This is a genomic window from Candidatus Thermoplasmatota archaeon, from assembly GCA_035540375.1.
Classification (GTDB): Archaea; Thermoplasmatota; SW-10-69-26; order JACQPN01; family JAJPHT01; genus DATLGO01.
Genome location: DATLGO010000037.1, coordinates 1 through 19,899 on the forward strand (window position 1 = coordinate 1; position 19,899 = coordinate 19,899).

The following is a 19,899-nucleotide window of genomic DNA, read 5'->3' on the forward strand; positions in this document are numbered from 1 at the left end:
GCCCCGAGGCGCGCCGACGCGAACCTTCCGCGCCGGCGGCCGACCTCTCCCCGCGCCGCGTCGAGCCCGCGCCGCGCGCCCGCGCGCCGCCCCCGCCGCCCGCAACGCCGCGCATGCCGGCCCGCGCGCCGCGCGCGTCTCCCGCCTACCTCGCGGATGTGCGCGCCGCAGTGACCGCCCTCGAGGCCGACGGCCTCCGCTCGCTCCCGACGAAGGCGCAGCTCGAGAAGGTCGACGCCGATCTCGCGGCGATGGAGGAGAAGCTCGCCGCAAGCCGCGGGCTTTCCGCCGAGGCGGACGATCTCGCCGCGAGCGTCCGCTCGTTGCGCGAGGCTGTCGCGGACCGCATCCGCGAAACCCGCAAGTCGCGTCCCTTCTGGAGGCGCGGCGGATGAAGGAGATCACGACGGAGAAGATCCGAAAGTACCTCGAAACGACCGACCGCGCGATGGCGAAGCTCGTGGTCATCGTTCCCGAGCGCAGCCACCTGCGGCGCATGGCGGAGGACTTCCTCGTGATGGCCCGGTCGTATCGCGCCGACGCCGGCCACTTCTATGAGAAGGGCGACCACGTGAACGCCTTCGCCTGCGTGAACTACGCGCACGGTTGGCTCGACGCGGGCGCGCGCCTCGGATTCTGGGACGTTGGCGGCGACGACGTCCTCTTCACGCTCGCCGAGTGAGCGCGAAGGCCGCGAACGCCGCGGCCCCGACGAGGGCGGCGAACGCGAAGGTCGCGCCCGAACCTCCCGCGTCCCAGAGGAATCCAGCGACAAGGCCGCCCGGGAGCGCCGCGAGGCCTGCGGCGCCGCCCTGGAGCCCGAGGGCCGTCGCCTTGAGGTCGGGCGGCGCGAGCGCGGCGGCATGCGCCTTCTGCAGGCCTTCCGATAGTCCCATCCACGCGCTGAAGGCGAGCGTCGCAGCGACGACGGCGACGGCTCCGGAGGCGAGCGCGAAGGCGAGGGCGACGAGCGCGTAGAGCGCGTAGGCTGCGAGGAGGAGCTTTGGTTTTCCGATCCGATCCGCGAGCGCGCCCGCGGGATAGCTCGCGGTTGCGTAGACGGCGTTGAACCCGGCGTACAGGAGCAGGATCTCGACGAGGCCGAGCCCGCTTTCTGCGGCCTTGAGGACGACGAACGCGAATCCGAGATGGCCGAAGGAGAAGATCGCCGTCACGCCGACGAAGGCGCGGAGGTCGCGGGGGAGCCCGCGAAGGCTTGCGAAGAACGGCGCGCGCGGGGCGGGGGCCGCGTCGCGGCGCCGCTCGCGCACGAGCAGCGCGAGGGCGACCGCGAGGGCGGCGGGGACGAGCGAGGCGAGGAAGACGGTCCGGATCGTCGACTCGTCCTCGGAACCGAGGGCGAGGACGAGGGCGATCGCGAGGGCGGACCCGACGAAGGCGCCGGCGGTGTCGAGCGCCCTGTGCAGGCCGAAGGCGCGACCGAGCGTCGTCGACGTCGAGGCTTCCGCGATGAGCGCGTCGCGCGGCGACGAACGGATGCCCTTTCCCGCCCGGTCGACGAAGCGCGCCCCGACGACGGTCGGCCAGGCCGCGGCGAACGCGTACATCGGTCGCGCGAGCGCGGCGGCAGCGTACCCCGCGACGACGAACGGCGTGCGCCGGCGCATGCGGTCGCTCCACCAACCGGTGCCCGCGCGGCCGATAGCCTGCGTGGCGTCCGCGAGGCCTTCCATGAGGCCGACGACGACGATGGGCGCGGCAAGCGGCCCGGTGAGGAGGAGCGGCAGGAGCGGGAGCACCATCTCGCTTGCCGCGTCGTTGAGGAAGCTCACCCAGCCGAGGAGCCACACGCGGCGAGGGAGGCGATCCGCCACGCGCGTGGATAAGCCGCGCGGGTCTTAGCCCTCGCGCTCGACGGGCACGAAGGCGACGGGCTCGGGCGCGGCGCGCACGCACACCCAGACGCCGTTGCGCAGCTCGAAGGCGATGCGTCCTTTGCGCTCGAGGGTCTTGATGTGGTGGTTCGCGCCCTGCTTCGTGAGGCCGAGCCGCTCCGCGAGCTGCTTTTGCGTGAGCGGCCCCGCGTCGAGGAGCGCGAGGATGCGCGTCTGCATCGGCGTCACCTCGTCCGCGCGCGCCTCGGGGAGACGCTCGCCGACGGGGTAGAAGCGGCGGGCCCGGCCTTCGCGCCGGCTCGCGACGAAGCGGTGCTGCTCGAGCATCTGGAGGTGATGGATCAGCGTGCCCGTGTTGAGGTCGAAGGCGCGCTTGAGCTCGCCGTAGGTCACGCCGGGCTTCGCGCGGATCGCCCCAAGCAGGGTGTCGCGGAGCGCATGATCGAGCACCTTTGGGCGCGAGAGTCGCGTGAACAGGCCGACCGCCGGGGCAAGGAGCGCGAAGCGGAGGCTCTCGCGGCGCGCGAGAAGCGCGAGGCCGACGGCAGCAAGGCTCGCGCCTCCGGCGGCGCCGGCCGTCTCGAGGGGGTGGCTCGCGATGAAGCCGGCCGGGTCCCCCCGGAAGGCCTCGAGCGGATCGTCGACGGGAGGGATCGGATCGCCGTGGAGTGGCGGGGAGAAGATCACGGAGAGATGGAGCTGGTCGTGCGCGGCCGACGGCTTCACGAGGCCGGCGTCGACGAGCACCACGCCCATCGGCTCGGTGGTGACGGGCACGCTCCAGCCGATCTCGACCTCGCGCGATTCGCCTTCCGTCAAGACGAAGATCTCCGGCGTCACGGCGAAGGCCACGTCCGGCATCGCCTTGATGGCGGCCTGCACGCGGACTTCGCCGGGGTCGCCGCGCGTGGCGACGACGCGGACGAGGATCGTATCGTTCCGGCCGATCGGGACTTCCTTCGGATACCGTCCGATCGCTTCGAGCCGGATTTCGGCGTCGACCGTCGGCTCCGACACGGGGGGTTCCTCGTGCATCGGCGGAGCGGGATCAACGGTTGGATCGGGCGGCGGCTCGTCCGTCGCGTTGCGGATGGCGAGAACGGCCTTTCCATAGCTGCCTTGACCGTCGAGGGTCGACGCGGCGAACGTCACGAAGCGCGAGCGCTCGCGGTTCATCTCCTCAGGGATGCCCACTTCGGCCTTGCGGAGCGTGTAGCGCAGGATGCGCTCGCTGCGGGGCTCGAGGCTCATGCGCGAGGGATCGCCGGTTTCGAGGAGGTGACCGGGCGACCGGGCGACGATCGCGGTCTCGATGACGTGGGGTCCCGGGTTGCGGACGATCAGCTTGAACCGGGATTCGCCGGTCCCCGGGTCCGGCACCGCCCGGGGCTCGAGGACGAGATCGAGGATTGCGAGCCGCGCGGCAATGCGGCCTTCGCCGGGGTCGACCTGGGTCGACTCGGCGCGGATCACGATGTCCGCTCCATACGGCGCGGCCTCCCGCGGGGGAGCCGTGACCGTGAAGTGTACGATTTCGGAGGCGCGCGGAGGGATCCGGATCGCGGACGAGGCGGGGTTGACGAGGAACCGCGTGCCGTCGGTTCGAGCGGGGGACGTCGCGGTCACCTGCACGTCGAGCGTGAGGTCCGTCGGGTTCGTGATCTGCGCCTTCACGACCCGCTCCTCCGCGGGCGCGAGGAGGATCGCGCTCTCGCCCGGGCTCACGGTGAGCGCGGGCGAATCGGCCGCCGTGGACTGGGCGGCCGCAAGGGGCGCCGCGAGGACGGCGACGAGCGCGAGGAGGGGGAGGATACGCATCGGCGGGCACAACACTTGGGATGGGCGTTCTTAGCGCTTGCGATGATCCGGCCCGCCGCGCGGCGTCAAACCGCGCGGCGGGACGGGGGTTTCAGGCTTCGACCGTCGCCGAGGCGTCGGCCGACGGATTCGGCGCGGCGATGCCCGGTTCCGCAGGCCGGACGGGCGTCGGGCCGCCCTGCGGACCTTCGACCGCGATGTCGAGGACGAGCATGCCGTCGCGCACGTGCCCGCTCACGCGGATCGGGAGGTCGAAGCTGCGGCCTTCCTCGAGCGGCACGAAGATGCGGTAGCCGTTGCCCGTCGGGTGACCCCGGATGGGCTTGTCGCAGCACGCGGCGTCGCCGACGATGACGAGGCGCGCGCGGGCCTTCGCGACCGCGTCGCCCGAGGTCGCGCCAGCCTGCGTCGTGGCGTCCATCGCGCGGGCGACCACGACGACCGTGTGGTTGCCGGGGCGGAGGTCTTCGGGCGAGGCCGCGTGGACGGCGAAGCTGCGCGTCTCGTTCGGCGCGAGGCGCGCGCCGCGCTCGTCCATCCAGACCTTGACCATGCGCTCGGGGCTGAAGGCCTCGAAGCCGAGGGCGATCGGCTCGCGGCCGTGGTTCTTCACCACGAGCTTGTAGTGGACGCGGTCGCCCGCGTGCGCCCGCTGGGCGTATGGGTCGAGCTCCATCGTGACGCGCGGCCTCGGGTCGGGCTCGGACCTCGCGACCTTCGCGACGAGCAGCGCCCTCGCCTCTTGGCCGTCCGCGGCGCGCGCGTGGAGGACGAGTTCGCCCTTCGCGCCCTCGGGGAGGTCCGCCGCGGGGCCGAGCCTGACGGCATGCTGGACCATGCTTCGCGACGGGACGCGGTATGCGCCCTCCGCGAAGTCGGTCTTCCAGCCGCGCGTGATCGCGCCGATCGCGATCTTGAGCTCGATCGTCTCGTTCAAGGAGTTCGTGATGAAGAGCGTCGCGTTCGCGGGGCGGCCGTCGTACGCGTACGCGTGCGACGGGCGGAAGTCCATGGCGAAGGTCGCGTTCGAGGCGTCCGAGGCGTTCGCCGAGAGCCTCACGTCGCCCTCGAGGCCGCCGAGGGACGGGGACGCGTTGGCGAAGGGCCCGAAAAGCGCCGCGGCGAGGAAGGTCGCCGCGACGAAGGTCGCGAGATACCGGGGGCTCAGGTTTCGGGAAAGCATCAGGCTCACGGGAGCGAGGACCTCCCGACCGACCATAGGGAGACCTGAACGCCGCTTTGACTCCTATATGAATGGAAGGGGTCCCCGGCGGGCGGGGACCCCATCGAACGCCTACGGAAGGATGACGCCGCCGAGCCCCGTGTTGCCCGCGAAGAGGAACGTCCGTTTCACGTCGCGGTTGTTTTCGGGGTCGACCTCGCCCCACGCGGTCGAGTATCCGCGGGCGTGGATCTCCACGTCGCCCACGGCGGCCCGGTCGCGGTTCCATCGGAACGCGTGGGACTCGCAGCTTCCGGCCTCGAGGGCGACGAGCGGCGCGTCGGCGACGCTGTCGAGCGTCTGGATCCCTCCCGCGACCGCGCGCGCCCACACCGAGAGGCCGCCGCCGTGGAAGGTCGCGCCCCCGATGTTGCACGTCTCGACGACGATGCGGATCGGCGCGAGCGAATTCGCGACGTCGCCCGCGTCCGTCTGGATCTCGTCCTTCTCGACGGAGACGATGCGGACCCGGAGGTCCGCGAACCGGGGCTTCGGCAGGATGCCGAAGTAGAGCTCCATCTCGTTGTTCAGGTCGGACACCTCGACGACCTCCCGGGCGGCGTCCGCGAAGGCCCGGATGCGGTGGGCGCCGCGCTCGGCGACCCACTCGAGCGTCACGCGCGCCTCGGCCCCCGCGGCGAGCGGGGGCACCGAGACGGTGCCGAGGTCGTGGACGTGGTCGAGCACGAAGCGCACCTGGGACGCGCCGGCGTCCCCGTGCCCCTTGTTGCGGATCGTCGCGACGATCTCCTGGACCTCGCCTTCGACGGAGGACCCCTCGATCGTCATGTGGGCGACCACGAGGTCCGCGTGCGGGCTCGGGGCCACGTCGTAGCTCAAGGAGCCGCCGTTGTTGTCCTCGTTCGCCTCGGCGATCGCGCCCGTCGAATCGACCTCGAGCGCCATGGTGCGAGCGCCTTCCTGCGCGTAGTAGATCGACATCCCGTAGGTCGTCGCGACCCCCGACGCAAGGGGCGGGAACCGGGAGTGGCCATAACCCTGGCCGTCGAGCTCCCATCGCGCGAAGGATTCTGGCGCGTCAACGTCTCCGAGGTTCGCGACCTCCGCGAAGACGTGGACGGGCTCGCCGTCGACGGGAATCGCCGGATCGGTCCACATCCGGAGGACCGCGAGGTCGGGCCCCGCGGGGCCGGACACCTCGTAGGTCGCCCATCCGCCGTTGTTGCCGCCGTCCCGCTCCTCGAGGTTGCCGTAGAGGTCCGCGATGACCGAGACCGTGGCGGCGCCCGCGGCGGACGTTCGGTGCGTGAAGACGACCTCGAGGGTCTCGCCCGCGCCGAGGCCGCGGGCGTACCACGACCGCTCCTCCCGCGAGAGGTCGTCGAAGAACGATACCCAGAACTCGCCCGCGGGGCGGTCGGCGGCGTTCGTGAAGCGCGCCGTCGTTTGGATCTCGTCGCCCACGCGGGGGTTCGCCGGGCTCACGTCGATCGCGTCGAACCGCAGGTCGGGGCCGGCGACGCCGTCGTACGAGAAGACCGCCACGCGCTCGTTGTTCGATTCGTCCGATTCGGAGACCTGCATCCAGCGGTCGACCGTCACGAGGACCGCGAGGTCGCCCCGGGGGGCGGTCGCGTTCTCGGTCGCGGACACGACGAGGCGCTCCCCCGCGCCGAGGCCGGCGGCGTGGAAGAACCCACCGAGCCAGCGCGATTCCGTCTCGAAGACGACCGCGAAGGCGCCCGCGGGGCCGTGACCCGCGTTTGCGACGAGGGCCGAGAACAGGACGGGCTCGCCCGGCCTGGCGTCGGCCGGAGACTGGAAGACCTCGAGCACCACAAGGTCGGGGGCCCCCGCCGAGGCGGCCGCGCCCGCGGCGAGGGCGGGGGTTGCAAGGAGCAGGAGGAGGGCGACGGTCAGCGTTCGGAAGCGGGTCGGGATCGGGCTCGTTCGGGTCAACTCAAACCTCACCGGAACCGAGGAGGCGCGGGCGGCATATGAGCTTCCTAGAAACCCGTCTTGACGCCCGCCCGCGCCCGCGCCGGGGCGGAGGTCCCCCTGGGGCATGGGATGCGCGCGGAGGACGGAACCCTACTTCGCGGCCTTCGCGACCGTCTCGAGACCGCTGATGATGTTCCAGATCAGCGTGCGGCCGTGGAGCGGGATGTTGGGATCGTTCGCGAGCTCGTCGAGCACCGAGATGGCGCCCGCGACGCGCACGTCGAGGGGATCCTTGCGCTCCATGAGGAGCTTCTTCGCATTGTCGGCGCCGCGGCGGATGTTGCGCGGCACGGACGTGTCCTCGATCAGCTGATCGATGACATCCGTCACCTGGCGAAGTCTGTCGTCAGGACCCATGAAAGCGACCTCCTGGGCGAAACCGCCCGGGAATCCGACCCCCTAATCCAGTGCCCCTAGTTAAGGGTATGGATGTCAAGATCGCATTTTCCCGGGGTTCCGCTGGCTTCGCGCCTCGGTCCGTGGCTGCATAACGGTTGTGGTATGAGGACCGGAGCCCGGCGCGGACGCGCCGGGCCCCGCGCTCAGACCAGGACGCGCCCGATCGCCGGACTCGACCCCGGTCCCTCCCCGACGACGTTCATGCCCGCGACGCGATAGGTGTACGTCACGAGCGGGAGGACGTTGCGATCCTCGTACGACGTCATGGACGCGGGGACTGACGCGATCGGCCTCATGGGGCCGCCGTCCTCGGACCGATAGACGATCCACCCCGTCGTCGCGAACGTCGGGTCGGCGGCGCCCGGCGTCCAGGCGACCCGCAGCGCGGGGATGAGCAACAGCATCGTGTCGACCTTGAGGCCGGTGGGCGCGCCAGGCGGGGCGGGCGCGCGGCCGACGATCGGGGGCGTGGCCGAACCTTCCCCCGCGGCGTTGCGCGCGCTCACCGCGTACGTCCGATTCTCGCCCGGGCTCGCGCCGCGGTCCGTCCACACGCGATCGGCCGTTTCGCCGAGGAGCGCGCGCGTGCCGTTCGGGTGCACCCGGTAGACGGAATACGCCTCGATCGCGAGGCCGCCGTTGTCGAAAGGCGCCCCCCAGGTCACGGTGATCGCGCCCCGCTCGGGTCCGCCCTTCGCCGCGGTCGCCGTCGGGCTCGACGGAGGCGTCGGCGCGCGCGCGGCCACGGGCGCGCTCGCGGGCCCCGCCACGCCGTCGCGCACGGCCACGACCACGTAGGCGCGCACCGCGCCCGCGGGAAGTCCCATCCGCGTGAACATCGTCTCACCGGTCTCGCCGACGAGCGTGGCGTTCGGACCTTCGTGGACGCGGTAGTGCAGCCGACCGGAGGCGTTCGCGGGCGGATTCCACGCGAGGGTGATCTCGCCGACGCGCGGGCCGGTCTTCGCGACGAGGTCCCTGATCGCGCCGGGAGGCGGGATGGGCGCCGCGAGGATCGGGCCTGCCGCGAGGCCCTGGCCGTGGGCGGTCACGGCGGCGACGCGGTACGCCTTCTCGGCGTCGTCGCCCGCGGCGCGGCGGTCGACGAACGACGTGCCCTCGACGAAGGCGATCATTTTCCCGTCCGCGACCACGCGGTAGCCCAGCACGGGCGATCCGCCGTCGCTCGAGGGCGGCGCCCACGAGAGGTTGACCTCCCCCGCGCCGGGCCCCGGCCGCGCCGCGAAGCTTGCGGGGGCGGAGGGCAGGTTTTCGAGGCCCCGCCCGTCGAACAGGATGGCCCGCGCCGCCGACGCGCGCAGGGGCCCCAGGGGACCGACGGCGTCCGTCGTGACGTTCGCGTGCAAGACGTACGCGGTGCCCGCGTCGGCGACCGGGAGCTCCACGCGGACGCGCGCGTACACGCGCTCGCCCGAGCCGTCGAGCGTCGAGGCCGAGGCCACGCGCGCGCTCCATTCCCAGGGCGCGGCCCAGCGCGTCTCGCCCGCGAAGACCGCGGCGCGCTCGAGCGCGAATTGGACGTGGCCGGGATTCCACCAACCCGTCTGGTTGAACGCCGTGACGTTCGCGAGGCCGGTGAAGAAGACGTACCCGACGTCGAAGGTCCGGGCAACCTCGCGTCCGCCCGCGCCCGCGACGATCTCGCACGCGCGCGCCTCCGGAGGGGCGTTCGCGAGATCCGCCTCTTGCGCGTACGCGGCGTCGGTGCAGAACGCCGCGCGCGGCGACCGCCCTTCGAACGAGAAGAAGCGGCGCTCGACGTGCGTCTGAAGGGACGATCCGCCCGTCTCGAGCGCGACCTCGGCCTCGAACTCGCCGTGCGTCGTGAAGAGCGTCGGGTCGGCTCGCCAGCGTTTCACGCCCTTGACGGTCTCGGGCGACATCTCGTGGGTCGTCGGTCCCGCGCACGCGGTGTGGCACGGTACCGCCGCGCCCGACGCGGCGTCGCGGATCACGAGCGTCGCCCGCGTCCATTCCGCGCCTTCGCGATCGAAGGCGACGATGACGGGCGCATGCGCCGTCGCGTTCGCGCACGCGGAGTTCGGTCCGCCCTTCGGGGCGCACGTGAACACCGTCCACGGCGTCGCGGGGGACACCCACGCGAAGCTCGCCGGCTGCACGCTCGCGATGGGCGCCTCGACGACCGAGCGGTAAGCCACGCCTTCGATCGTCACCTCGGCGATGGCGCGGATGCGCCCGCCGATCACGCGCAGGTCCGCGGGGGCGGCAAGCATTCCGCCGGGCGTCGCATAGGCGTAGACGTCGCCCAGTGGCGTTTCCGGGTAGGGGGCCCGGAGCATCACGGGGAACGGCTTCCAGGAGCCGTTCCGGGGCAGATATTCGAGCGCGATCGAATCCACGCGGCACACGCCCGGACAGGGCCCGCCCCGCGCATCCTCCGCATCCGCGTAGCCGGCGCGGAACGTGAGATTCTCGAGGCGCGGCTCGGCGCCGCCGCGATAGAAGGGCGCGCCGGCGAAGGCGAGGCGCGGGCCGAAGGTGACGGTCGCGGCGCCCGACTTCCAGGTCTTCGAGGGATTGCCCGCGCCGTCGGTCGCGGTCATCGCGAGCGCGTACGTCCCGAGGGGCGCGCGCGGGAAGGTCGCGTTCACGCCGCCGTGGAGGCCCCGACGGTCGGATTCGCACGCCTCTTCCCCGATCGCGCACGCGAAGACCGCGGGGGCGCCGTCGAGGGTCCGGACGATGCGCGTGTCGTCGGAAGGGTCGCGCAGCGAAACCTCGACGCGGTTGTAGTCGGGGATCGCGCCCGGGTCGCGGATGTAGGCGCGGATCGCGACGGGCGCGCCCTGGGACGCCGCGCCGGACGGGAAGACCGGTTCCGCAAGGGCCGCGGGGGCGGCGACGTCGTAGAGGACGCGCGCGGAGCGCTCCACGGCGTTCGCTCCCGGATCCGTGACGCGGACGTGGACGCGGAAGACCTCACCCGAGGCGAGGTGTGCGCGCACGTCAGGGGGGAGGACCCATTCGTAGGCGGGGAGCGTCGCGGCGCGCGTCGCGGGCCAGGTCGCGATCGCCGACGTCTGCTGGCCGGCGCCGGCCGTGACCCACTTGCCACCGCAACGGCCCGTCCCGGGGAAGCCCGGGTTGAGGTAGCACGTTATCGAATCCTGCTTCTTCGAGAGATGGAAACGGATCTGCGAGAGGTCGAATCCCGTCGCGGGGGGAATCTCGTCGTCGCTCGCCTCGACGCGGAGGGTCGGCGAGGCGCCGCCGAGCACGCCCGCGAGCGGCTCGAGGAGCGATTCCGACCCCGTGAAGTCCTCGATGCCGAGGCGGACGAACGGCTCGTGCGCATTGAGGAGGACCTCGCCGCGCTCGCTCTTCCCGTTGCCCGCGTGGTCGATCGCCGTCAAGCGGAAGAAAAGAAGCCCCAGGTCCGAGCGGTTCAGACCGCCCGTGTAGGCGATGCGCATCGCGGCCTCGTATTCGTGGACGAGGCGGGCGTGCGCCTCCGTCTTGTTCGTCCACCATTCGAGCCTCCAGTCCTTGACATCGGCCGGCTTCGGGAACGCGCTCCAGTCGATGCGCGCATGCGATCCGGCGGGCGAAGCGAGGCCGAGGAAGCGGTCGCCCGTGGCGTTCGTGAGCGGCGGCGGTCGCGTGTCGGCGGGCGTGGCGACGAGGAACGTCCGCGCGTTGCCCGCGCCGTCCGTGACGGTGAAGGCCGTCGTCGGAATCGCGCCGGGGTAGGCGTCGACGCCGTCCTGCGGAAGGGGAGGCGCGCGCACCGTGTACGACTTGACGAACCGATAGGCCCCGCCCGAGAACGTCCCTTCGTGCTGCCACGCGGTCGGCGCGTCGGCCACCTTGTGCAGGTTCCCGGCGATCGACCACGAGGCCGCGTCCCACGTCGGATCCTTGAGGTCCGCGACGACGTCGATCGATTCGCCGATCCCGGCGGGCGCCTTCGAGGGCTTCTGGCTCTGGACCTCGATCTTGTAGTCCGAGGGGGCGGGGCAGTTCTCCGCCGGGTGCGGATCCGAAAGGACGCCATCGGGCGGGCAGCTGTCGAGCCGGACGTTCTTGATCAGAACGTCGAGCCTCTCCGTGCGGCCGTTCGGGACGGGTTGACCCGCGATTTCGCAGCGCGTGGTGATCGCAATTTGGATGTCCTGCATCTCGTGGTACGGCTTCATGGGCGTGGAACCCTGGAGGCCCCGCGCGGCGATCGTGGACCGGTAGGTGTATTCCACGTTCGTGGACCCGGCCGACGTGGACACGGGGGATGCTTCGGCGTTCGAGTAGGTTGCGGAGGTCTTCACCTGCTCGCCGATGCCGCAGACGTCGGTCGCGATGGCGAGATCGACACGGACCGTCATCACGTCGCCGACGACGAACGGGCGGAGCTTCGGCGTGTCGTTGAACCACGCGACGCGTCGCTCGTGATGCGCCGAGGCGTCGATGACCTCGCGCGGACCGAGGACGCCGCGACCGTACTTGATCGAGCCGCCCTGGAACGTGCTCGTGAGGTGGTAGGCATCATTGTTCTGCGAGACGCCGACCTGGGTCACGATCACCTTGTTCGGCGACGCGGCCTCCGCGGTCGGGGCGGCGAGCACGGCGAACGCGGGCGCAAGCACGAGGGCCGCGACGAGCGCAGGCGCGGCGATGCGGCGGTCGGTCGTCGGGCGCCGGCGGGTGGAGAAGGACGTCACGATAGCACTCCCGACGCGATCGACTTTGGGTGCATGTATTAAGGATTGCGACCGGGGCCAAGGACGGGTCCCGCGCCCCGCTTCCTATATACTGAGGGTCCTCTTTCCCCCCGGTTCCCATGCATTGGGCCGACGTCCTCGCCGACGAGCTGCACCGCCGCGGCTCGCACCACGTCTTCGCGACCGCCATCACGCCGTCCGGGCCCATCCACGTCGGGAACATGCGCGAGGTCCTCACGACGGAGGCCGTCTATCGCGCCGTGAAGGGGCTCGGCGACGACGCGGAGCTCATCTACATCGGCGACACGTACGACCCGCTCCGCAAGGTCTACCCGTTCCTCGACAAGGCGACGTACGAGCCGCACGTCGGTAAGCCGCTCTCGGACATTCCCTGTCCCTGCGGCTCGCACCCCTCGTACGCGCACCACTTCCTCGAGCCCTTCCTCGCGGACCTCGAGCAGCTGGGCGTCCGCCCGAAGGTGCTCCTCGCGCACGAGATGTACCGCGAAGGCATGTACCTCGACGCGACGAAGGACGCGATGGACCACGCGGCGGAGATCCGCGAGATCATGCTGCGCGTCGCGAAGCGCGAGGGCAAGCTTCCGACGAACTGGATTCCGTTCAACGTGCAGTGCGCGGGCTGCGCGCGCCTGAACGGCCCCATCCCGGAGCTGTACGAATACCCGTACATCGAATACCGCTGCACCGCGTGCGGCCACGAGGGCAAGAAGGACATCCGCGTCCCCGGCGAGGGCAAGCTTCCGTGGCGCGTCGACTGGCCCGCGCGCTGGAAGTTCCTGGAGGTGACCTTCGAGGCGATGGGCAAAGACCACGCCGCGGCCGGCTCGTCGTGGGACACGGGCGTCGAGATCGTCGAGAAGGTGTACCGCTACGCGCCGCCCGTGCGCACCGTGTACGAGTTCGTGCAGGTCAAGGGCGTCGGCGCGATGCACTCCTCGACCGGCACCGCGGTGAGCGCGACCGACATGCTCGCGATGACGCCGCCCGAGGTTTTGCGCTTCCTCTTCATGCGCTCGCAGCCGAACCGTCACATCGACTTCGACACGGGCGCGTGGATCGTGGACCTCGTGAACGACTACGACCGCTGGGAGCAGGCGTACTTCACGGGCGGCGAGGCCGCGCGCGCCGAGGCGCAGTTCAAGGACCTCGACCGGACGTACGAGCTCTCGCAGCCCTCGGGCGAGATCCCCAAGGAGGCGCCCCCGAAGGTGCCCTACAACCACCTCGTGCTCCTCGCGCAGCTCAAGTCGTCATGGGACGGCGTCCTCGAATCGCTCGTGCGCACGGAGATCGTGCCCGCGAAGCTCACCGACGAGGCCGTGGAGCACCTGAAGGAGCGCGTCGCGCACGCGCGCTGGTGGCTCGAACGCTTCGCGCCCGAGGACGCGAAGACGGAGATCAAGAAGGACCTCGCCCCCGCGATGGTCGCGGGCCTCGACGCCGCGCAACGCGCCTTCCTCGGCGCCCTCGCCGCGAAGCTCGCCGACGCGAAGTGGACGGCCGAGGCGATCCACAACACGGTGCACGAGACGTCGAAGGAATCCGGACTCCCGGGCGCGAAGGGCTTCGCCGCGCTCTACGCGGCGTTCCTCGGCCGCGCCCGCGGCCCGCGCGCGGGGCACCTCCTCGCGAGCCTGGAGCGGGACTTCGTCGTCGGGCGGCTCAAGGCGGCGGCGTGACGAGGCGGCCGTCTCACGGTGGCGGGGTCGCGATGACGCCGAGGAGGACCGGCGGAGGCGGTGTCGACGGAAGGTTGCCATACCACGCCGGGTAGGCCGCGCCGAAGTGGTGGAACGTGTACGCGCCAGGCCCCCAGCTTTCATTCTGTAAGGAATCGAGAAAGTGGCAGGGGCACGCGATGGGATCCCCTTTGGGTCCGTGAGCCCAAATGCGCTCCGTCGGTTGTAGGCCGGTGATGGCGCCGAAGGTCCCGATCATCATAGCGTTTGCGGAGATCTCGGTTTTTGCATGAAGATTGACGCGAGCCGCAGGGTAAGCGGTGAGCCTGGCCCCGCCATCAAATTCGTTCGTTGTGAGCGCGTAGGTAGCGTTTCCGCGGGTCGTAGAGACGACGTCTAGGGAGCCGTCGATGGTGGAAAGGCTGACATTCCAACGGGTGAATGGGCCGACGGCCCAGGTCAATATGCTATAGTCGCCTGTCAGCCGTCGGCCGTCGGAATGAGCCAAGGGAAAGTGCCAGAAACCGGAAGCTGTCCCATGAGTAGTTACCAAGAAGTGCGTACTTTCCTGCCCGGCCGCCTCCGCCTCGATCGAGGGCGCATTCGCGATTGACACGACATTTGCCGTCGTCAACATTTTATTTCCTGAATCGTAGAGGGTGGCCCGTACCTCGTCGGGCTTTCCGGGAACCACTTCGGATTCGTATTCGATCCGGACTACGATGTTGCTTGCGTTTTCAATGTGGACACGACTCCACGACCAGCCCGGGCCCTCAAATTCATCGACGCCATCGACAAAGGTTCCGTGACTGGACGTCGAGGAGAAAATGAGCATCGAGAGCACGAGCGTGGTCATGGATTTCATGAGCGTTCAGTACTCCCGGAAGCAGCACCTGTAGAGGACGCCGTCGACGATGAACTCGTATTCGATGACGCCGCGGCCCTCGGGTTGACTATTGCCATGAACGATTTTGTCCAGCCATGTCACAGGTGAACCCGGGGGCGTTTGCCACACGTGGTTCATCGCGCCGTCAGGACAATGAACTTGGGGTTGGCACGGGTTGCCGGTATCGAACCATCGCGCGCGGAAAGCGACGACATGTTCGCCGAGCCCATAGTATTCGATGCGAGCGCACCAGTCGTGCGCACATTCAACGCTCGCGGGATTGTAGGCGCCCCATCCAAAGTGGTTGACGCCGAGCGGCGTCATGTATTCGCCCTTGCTGTAGAAGGCGATCGACCACCATCGCGATGGGTCGTCGTCCCCACCGTTTGGCGAGACCGTTTCGCCGTCGTAATCCCACAGGAGGCCTGTGGCGTGGTCGATGTAAGTACCAGCGATCGGAACATCGCCGAAGTCGGGGCCGCGCGTGACCAGTTCACGAATCCCGTCGGCCTCGTTCATGGCTCCGTCGAGGGGACCGGCGTTCGACAGCGGCAGCGCGATCGTCATCATGCTCACGACCAGGATGATGGGGAGTGTTCGCCTCATCGGCGACCGGAAGCCCCCCCCGACCACATATTTGCTATCGACAGCGACCCGATCGAGATCGGGTGCGCGGATGAGCGACAAAATTAGGGTAGCCTGCAGCCACTTCAAGCCTACGTTGTCACGGGCGTCAGAGTACGCATCACGTCTTAAGGTCGTCCTTTTCCTCGCCCTTGACCCGCGCGAGCATCGGGTGGTGGACCCCCAGCCGGGACAGCCGTCGGTCGGTGGAACCTGTTCTTCACGGCCGAGTCGAGAAAGGTGCGCCCTCTGCCTTCCAAGGCGGCGGGCCGCCTTCAAGCACGCCCTTCGATCGCGCGCTCCCAGGTCGTCACGAAGCCGTGGCGCCGGAGGCGGTCGTCGAGGTAGGCGACGTCGAGGTCGCCGCGGGCGGCGAGGAGCAGCTTGACGTCGTCGAGGTGCTTCGTGCTCGCCGGGTACTCCAGGTACGCCCGCATCTTGATGAGGATGAGGTCTTCGGGCGCCACGATCCAGAACCGTCGGGCGAGACCCGGGAAAAGCGTCACGCTGCGGCGTCGCTTCATCGCCTCGCGGTCGATCGCGTCGCGCGCGGGATAGACTTCCACCGTGAAGCCGCGGTGCTCGAACGTGGTGTCGTCGACGATCCGGAACATCCGTTCGCGCGCGAGGCGCTCGCCAGCCCTGGCGATGCGCTCGTCGATGTCCTTCGCAAGCGCGACCTTCACGTCGGCGTCGTGCGTGGCGCGGACGACGCCGTAGTAGTTGAGCGCGAAGCTCCCGGTTACGGCCGTATCGAGGCCTTCCGCTTCGAGCGCGTCGACGACCCACGCGAGGACGTCGCGCGGGACGTTCACGCGTCACCGCCGACGAGGAACGTCTGCGACAGAAGGGCCGAAGCTTCGACGCGCTCCTCGGGCGCAAGCCGTTGGTCGCGGTTCACGCGCCGCATGTCGAGGCCGAACGGTCGCGCGTCGTCCGGCAATGGCCCGATCCAACGGTACCGCGCGGGCCGGTCGCGCGTCGCGGGGAGGACGGACACGAGTCCCAATTCCTCGAGGCGACGGAGCGTTTCGAGGACGGCCGTCCGACGGACCTCGGCGGCCGGGTGGAGCGCGCGAACCTCGGCGACCGTGAGGCCCAACCCGCGCGCGTGGTCCTCCATCAGGCCTCTGACAATGTCATGTCGAAACATTCTTATCGACAACGACATTTATGTCGCAGTTATACTTATAGTTTCAGACTTCGCCTCACTTCACCGTCACCGACTTCGCGAGGTTGCGGGGCCGATCCGGGTTGTGCCCGCGCGCGACCGCGATCTCGTAGGCGAGAAGCTGGAGGGCCGCGGCCTCGACGAGGGGCTGGAAGCGCTCCTCGACGGCCGAGAGGCGGATCCACGTGTCGAACCCGGGCGCGTTCTCCTCCGCGACGCCGATGACGGTCGCGCCGCGGGCGCGCACCTCGGCGACGGTCGCGAGAAGGTGCTTGCGGTTGTCGCCCGTGCCCGTGAGCGCGATGACCGGGACGCCGCGCTCGATGAGCGCGAGCGTGCCGTGCTTGAGCTCGCCCGCGGGCATGCCCTCGGCGTGGATGTAGGCGAGCTCCTTGATCTTGAGCGCGCCCTCGGAGGCGACCGGGAAGTGCACGCCGCGCGCGACGAGGTAGACGTCGCGCTTCACGGCGAGCTCGCGCGCGGTGCGCTGGATCGCGACACGCTCCGAGGCGACGAGGTCCGCGACGGCGCGCGCGGCGGCCTCGATGCCTTCGCGCGCCTCGCCGATGCGGTTCGCGCACGCGTGCGCGAGGAGCGAGAACGCGACGACCTGGTTCGCGAACGATTTCGTCGCCGCGACGCCGATCTCCGGGCCGGCCGCGAGCGGGAGCACGACGTCCGCCATGCGCGCGAGCGACGATCCTGGGACGTTCACGAGCGCGAGGACGCGCGCGCCCTGCGCCTTCGCCGCGCGGACGCCTTCGATGACGTCGAGCGTCTCGCCGCTCTGCGACACGGCGATCACGAGCGCGCCGCGCGAGAGCGCGCGGGCGAGCGGCTCGAACTCCGCCGCGAGCACGACCTCCGCGTACGTCTCCGCGAGGTTCGCGAGGAGCGAGCGTCCGATGAGCGAAGCGTAGCGCGAGGAGCCGGCCGCGGTGATGACGATGTCCTTCGCGCGGAGGATCTCGAGCGCCGCGTCGCGGAGCTGGTCGTCCGTCGTGGCGGCGAGCGCCGCGCGCATCGCGTCGGGGATCTCGTGGATCTCCTTGAGCGTGAAGTGGGGGAAGGAGCCCTTCGTCGCCTGCGAGGCGTCCATCGCGACCCGCGTCGGCTCGCGCGCGACGGGGCCTTCGCCGTTGCGCACGGTCGCGCCGGCGGGGTCGAGGAACGCGATCTCGTCATCCTCGAGGAAGATGACGCGGTCGGTGAAGCCGATGAACGGGAGGGCATCGGAGGCGAGGTACGTCGCGTCCGTCCCGAGTCCGATCGCGAGCGGCGCGCCGGAGCGGGCCGCGGCGATGACGCCGGGACGCGCGGCCGCGACCGCGGCGAGCGCGTACTGCCCTTCGAGTCGGCGGACGGCCGCCACGAACGCGTCCTCGAAAGCGAGGCCCGCGGCGAGATTCTCCTCGATGAGGTGCGCGACGACCTCCGAGTCGGTCTCGGAGCGGAAGCGGTGGCCGCGGCCCCTGAGCTCCGCGCGGAGCGAATCATGGTTGTCGAGGATGCCGTTGTGCACGATGGCGACGCGTTCGGCGCAGTCGGGGTGCGGGTGAGCGTTCGCGTCCGTCACCCCGCCATGCGTCGCCCAGCGCGTGTGCGAGAGGCCGACGATGCCGGGAAGCCCGACGGCCTTCGGAGCGACGTCCGACACGGGGCCCACGGCCTTGCGCACGTGGAGGCGCCCGTCGGCGTCGAACGTGGCGATGCCGGCGGAATCATAGCCGCGGTACTCGAGCGTCTCGAGGCCGCGCGCGAGGAGGGGGGCCGCCGCCTGCCCCTTCGTGGTGATGGCGAAGATGCCGCACACAGGACCGGGGAAGGGACGGCTCGGCCTCATGAAAGCATCTAAAATGCTTTTTTTGGATTCAGGGAATTTTTTAAGCCTGGGAGATCGTTCCAAGGGTATGCCCTACCTCGTGGACGATCGCGACGGCGAGACCCTGAGCCTCCCCGTCCGCGTCGTCGATCCGAAGCGGCTCCGCACCGCGCTCTCGCCGCAGGCGTGGGCCATCCTGCGCGCGCTCGTCGAGGGCCCCGCCACGCTCGCGGAGGTGGCGCGCCGCTGCCGCGTCGGATCCCAACGGGCGCATTACCACCTGCGCCAGATGGCGCGATCCGGCCTCGTCTCGGCTTCGCGGCGTGCGGGCGAGCGGGGCGCGCGCGACGTCACCGTGTACGACGTCGAGGACGGCGGCTTCGCGGTGGCGCTGCGCGAGATGGCGCCCGCGCCGAAGATCGCCGGAGCGAAACCAGGTGAACGCCGCTACCTCGCGCCGTTCGTCGTCGACGGGTCGCTGCACGCGACGATCGTCGTCGGGAGTCCCGAACCGCATGGGCCGTACAAGGCGCGGTCGAAGGACGGCGCGCACGCGATCCAGCTCGGCCTCTTCCTCGGCACCTACCTCACGTTCCCGCCAGAGGGCTCCGTCAAGCTCGACACGGAGATCCGCGAGGACGATCTGAAGCGGAACCTCATCCTCGTGGGCGGCCCCGCGGTGAACGCGGTGACGGCGCGCATGAACGACGGCCTCCCCGTGCGTTTCGAGCACCACGAGGCCGCGGGCGTGCCCTATGGCGCGGTCGTCTCGGACGCCTCGCGGAGAACTTACCTCGAGGACGAGATCGGCGTCATCGTCCGCGCGCCGAATCCGCTCTCGCGCGAGCACGAGATCCTGCTCCTCGCGGGGCGGCGTTACACGGGCACGCGCGCGGCCGTCCTCGCGTTCACCACGCGTTTCGACGAGGTCGCGCGCGGGAACGCATTCCGGCCCGGCACGGACGCGCGCATCGTGGAAGGCGTCGACGCCGACGCCGACGGGGTCGTCGACGCTATCGAGTTCCGCGAGTAGCTACGCTTCGATCGCCCGGTCGAGCCGCTTCTGCCACGCCCGGAGGGCCTTGAAGCCCCGGGGAATCTCGTTCCCCGAGAACCGCAAAGGATGCAACGCGCCGTGGAGGGCGAAGTCGGCGAGGCTCGGGGCGTCGCCGAGGAGGAAGGGCTTCTCGGCCAGGAGGTCCTGCGCGAGGCCGCACACCTCCTTCACGCCGTTGAGGAACTCGGCCTTGCGCTTCGCCATGAGCTCGAGAGGGCCCCGCTTGCGCTCCTGCATCTCCACGAAGACCCAGCGCTCCTGGTCGTCCGCGAGCACCGAAGGCACGTCCGCGACGACGTACTTCCAGACCGCCTCCTCGACCACGTTGTGCGCCCAGCTCTCGAGGATGCGGCTCCGCGCGCGGGCGACCTTCGCGTCGCCCGGGTAGAGCGTCGGCGCCGGCTTCGTCCTCTCGGCCCAATCCGCGACCTCGGGCCAGGCCACGCCCCGGCCCGGGCCCGTCTCGATCCAGGGGACGTAGTCCTGGCCGCTCGCCCGGATGACCTTCTGGTGGTTCCCGTACGGCACCTCCACGATCCTGAAGGGGATGCGCTTGTACGCGAGGATGGCCCGGGCCTTCTCGCAGTAGTGGCTCGGCCCCAGGTAGTAGAGCTTGAACGCCGCCATCGCCTTCGGGAGGCGGCGGCGGGCCATGAGCGCTTCGGTCGGTCGCGAAAGCCTTATC

16 protein-coding genes are annotated in these 19,899 nt (G+C 70.4%); 4 read left to right on the forward strand and 12 right to left on the reverse strand.

All coding sequences use genetic code 11. The annotated features are described in order from the left end of the window. On the forward strand, positions 1-395 hold a 395-nt coding region (locus VM889_04230), incomplete at its 5' end, for a hypothetical protein (GenBank protein ID HVL47746.1). Then, the gene (locus VM889_04235; GenBank protein ID HVL47747.1) at positions 392-682 is read left to right on the forward strand and encodes a DUF357 domain-containing protein; all 291 of its coding nucleotides are present in this window, start codon (positions 392-394) and stop codon (positions 680-682) included. The genes VM889_04230 and VM889_04235, both read left to right, overlap by 4 nt. Here VM889_04235 and VM889_04240 read toward each other — a convergent pair. The 6 genes from VM889_04240 to VM889_04265 all read right to left on the reverse strand — a co-directional run bounded on the left by VM889_04240 (position 666) and on the right by VM889_04265 (position 11,954). Next, on the reverse strand, positions 666-1,835 hold the full coding sequence (locus tag VM889_04240; GenBank protein ID HVL47748.1) for an MFS transporter: 1,170 nt from the start codon (positions 1,833-1,835) through the stop codon (positions 666-668). The two genes, VM889_04235 and VM889_04240, sit on opposite strands and share 17 nt — an antisense overlap. A gap of 24 nt (positions 1,836-1,859) precedes the next feature. Beyond that, entirely contained in the window at positions 1,860-3,674 is a 1,815-nt protein-coding gene (locus VM889_04245) for a MarR family transcriptional regulator (GenBank protein HVL47749.1), read from the reverse strand. Between the two features lie 91 nt (positions 3,675-3,765). Further along, positions 3,766-4,866, reverse strand: coding sequence for a hypothetical protein (locus VM889_04250; protein ID HVL47750.1), 1,101 nt, complete (start codon positions 4,864-4,866; stop codon positions 3,766-3,768). Positions 4,867-4,968: 102 nt separating this feature from the next. Then, complete coding sequence (locus VM889_04255) at positions 4,969-6,816, reverse strand: CARDB domain-containing protein (GenBank protein HVL47751.1); 1,848 nt, start codon at positions 6,814-6,816, stop codon at positions 4,969-4,971. A 132-nt stretch (positions 6,817-6,948) separates the two neighbouring features. Beyond that, a complete protein-coding gene (locus tag VM889_04260) occupies positions 6,949-7,215 on the reverse strand; it encodes a UPF0147 family protein (protein ID HVL47752.1) in 267 nt (88 codons plus the stop codon). 185 nt (positions 7,216-7,400) lie between these two features. Then, the gene (locus tag VM889_04265; GenBank protein ID HVL47753.1) at positions 7,401-11,954 is read right to left on the reverse strand and encodes a hypothetical protein; all 4,554 of its coding nucleotides are present in this window, start codon (positions 11,952-11,954) and stop codon (positions 7,401-7,403) included. A 119-nt stretch (positions 11,955-12,073) separates the two neighbouring features. Here VM889_04265 and lysS point away from each other — a divergent pair, with 119 nt between their 5' ends. Next, a complete protein-coding gene (gene lysS / locus VM889_04270; protein ID HVL47754.1) occupies positions 12,074-13,654 on the forward strand; it encodes a lysine--tRNA ligase in 1,581 nt (526 codons plus the stop codon). A 13-nt stretch (positions 13,655-13,667) separates the two neighbouring features. Here the strand turns inward: lysS and VM889_04275 are convergent, their stop codons facing one another. From VM889_04275 to glmS, 5 genes are all read right to left on the reverse strand, one after another. Beyond that, positions 13,668-14,510 carry a hypothetical protein gene (locus tag VM889_04275; protein HVL47755.1) on the reverse strand — a complete coding sequence of 281 codons (843 nt, stop codon included), beginning with the start codon at positions 14,508-14,510 and terminating at the stop codon, positions 13,668-13,670. 15 nt (positions 14,511-14,525) lie between these two features. Further along, on the reverse strand, positions 14,526-15,254 hold the full coding sequence (locus VM889_04280; protein HVL47756.1) for a hypothetical protein: 729 nt from the start codon (positions 15,252-15,254) through the stop codon (positions 14,526-14,528). A 185-nt stretch (positions 15,255-15,439) separates the two neighbouring features. Next, positions 15,440-15,979 (reverse strand): hypothetical protein, encoded by a 540-nt coding sequence (locus VM889_04285; protein HVL47757.1) that lies wholly within the window; start codon positions 15,977-15,979, stop codon positions 15,440-15,442. Continuing rightward, positions 15,976-16,287, reverse strand: a complete 312-nt coding sequence (locus VM889_04290; GenBank protein ID HVL47758.1) for a hypothetical protein — start codon at positions 16,285-16,287, stop codon at positions 15,976-15,978. The genes VM889_04285 and VM889_04290 overlap by 4 nt, the downstream gene beginning before the upstream one ends. A gap of 85 nt (positions 16,288-16,372) precedes the next feature. After that, positions 16,373-18,148, reverse strand: a complete 1,776-nt coding sequence (glmS, locus tag VM889_04295) for a glutamine--fructose-6-phosphate transaminase (isomerizing) (protein ID HVL47759.1) — start codon at positions 18,146-18,148, stop codon at positions 16,373-16,375. 97 nt (positions 18,149-18,245) lie between these two features. Between glmS and VM889_04300 the strand changes: the two genes are divergently transcribed. Then, positions 18,246-19,190 (forward strand): S-layer protein, encoded by a 945-nt coding sequence (locus VM889_04300; GenBank protein ID HVL47760.1) that lies wholly within the window; start codon positions 18,246-18,248, stop codon positions 19,188-19,190. On the opposite strand, the gene VM889_04305 is transcribed toward VM889_04300, so the two are convergent. Continuing rightward, positions 19,191-19,868, reverse strand: a complete 678-nt coding sequence (locus VM889_04305) for a glutathione S-transferase family protein (GenBank protein ID HVL47761.1) — start codon at positions 19,866-19,868, stop codon at positions 19,191-19,193. Positions 19,869-19,899 lie beyond the last annotated feature (31 nt).

Bases quoted from the DNA above. Each gene is read 5' to 3' on its own strand.
- VM889_04260 (HVL47752.1), bottom strand. From the start codon at position 7,215: ATGGGTCCTGACGACAGACTTCGCCAGGTGACGGATGTCATCGATCAG.
- lysS (HVL47754.1), top strand. From the start codon at position 12,074: ATGCATTGGGCCGACGTCCTCGCCGACGAGCTGCACCGCCGCGGCTCG.
- VM889_04235 (HVL47747.1), top strand. From the start codon at position 392: ATGAAGGAGATCACGACGGAGAAGATCCGAAAGTACCTCGAAACGACC.
- VM889_04305 (HVL47761.1), bottom strand. From the start codon at position 19,868: ATGGCCCGCCGCCGCCTCCCGAAGGCGATGGCGGCGTTCAAGCTCTAC.
- VM889_04275 (HVL47755.1), bottom strand. From the start codon at position 14,510: ATGACCACGCTCGTGCTCTCGATGCTCATTTTCTCCTCGACGTCCAGT.
- VM889_04290 (HVL47758.1), bottom strand. From the start codon at position 16,287: ATGGAGGACCACGCGCGCGGGTTGGGCCTCACGGTCGCCGAGGTTCGC.
- VM889_04300 (HVL47760.1), top strand. From the start codon at position 18,246: ATGCCCTACCTCGTGGACGATCGCGACGGCGAGACCCTGAGCCTCCCC.
- VM889_04245 (HVL47749.1), bottom strand. From the start codon at position 3,674: ATGCGTATCCTCCCCCTCCTCGCGCTCGTCGCCGTCCTCGCGGCGCCC.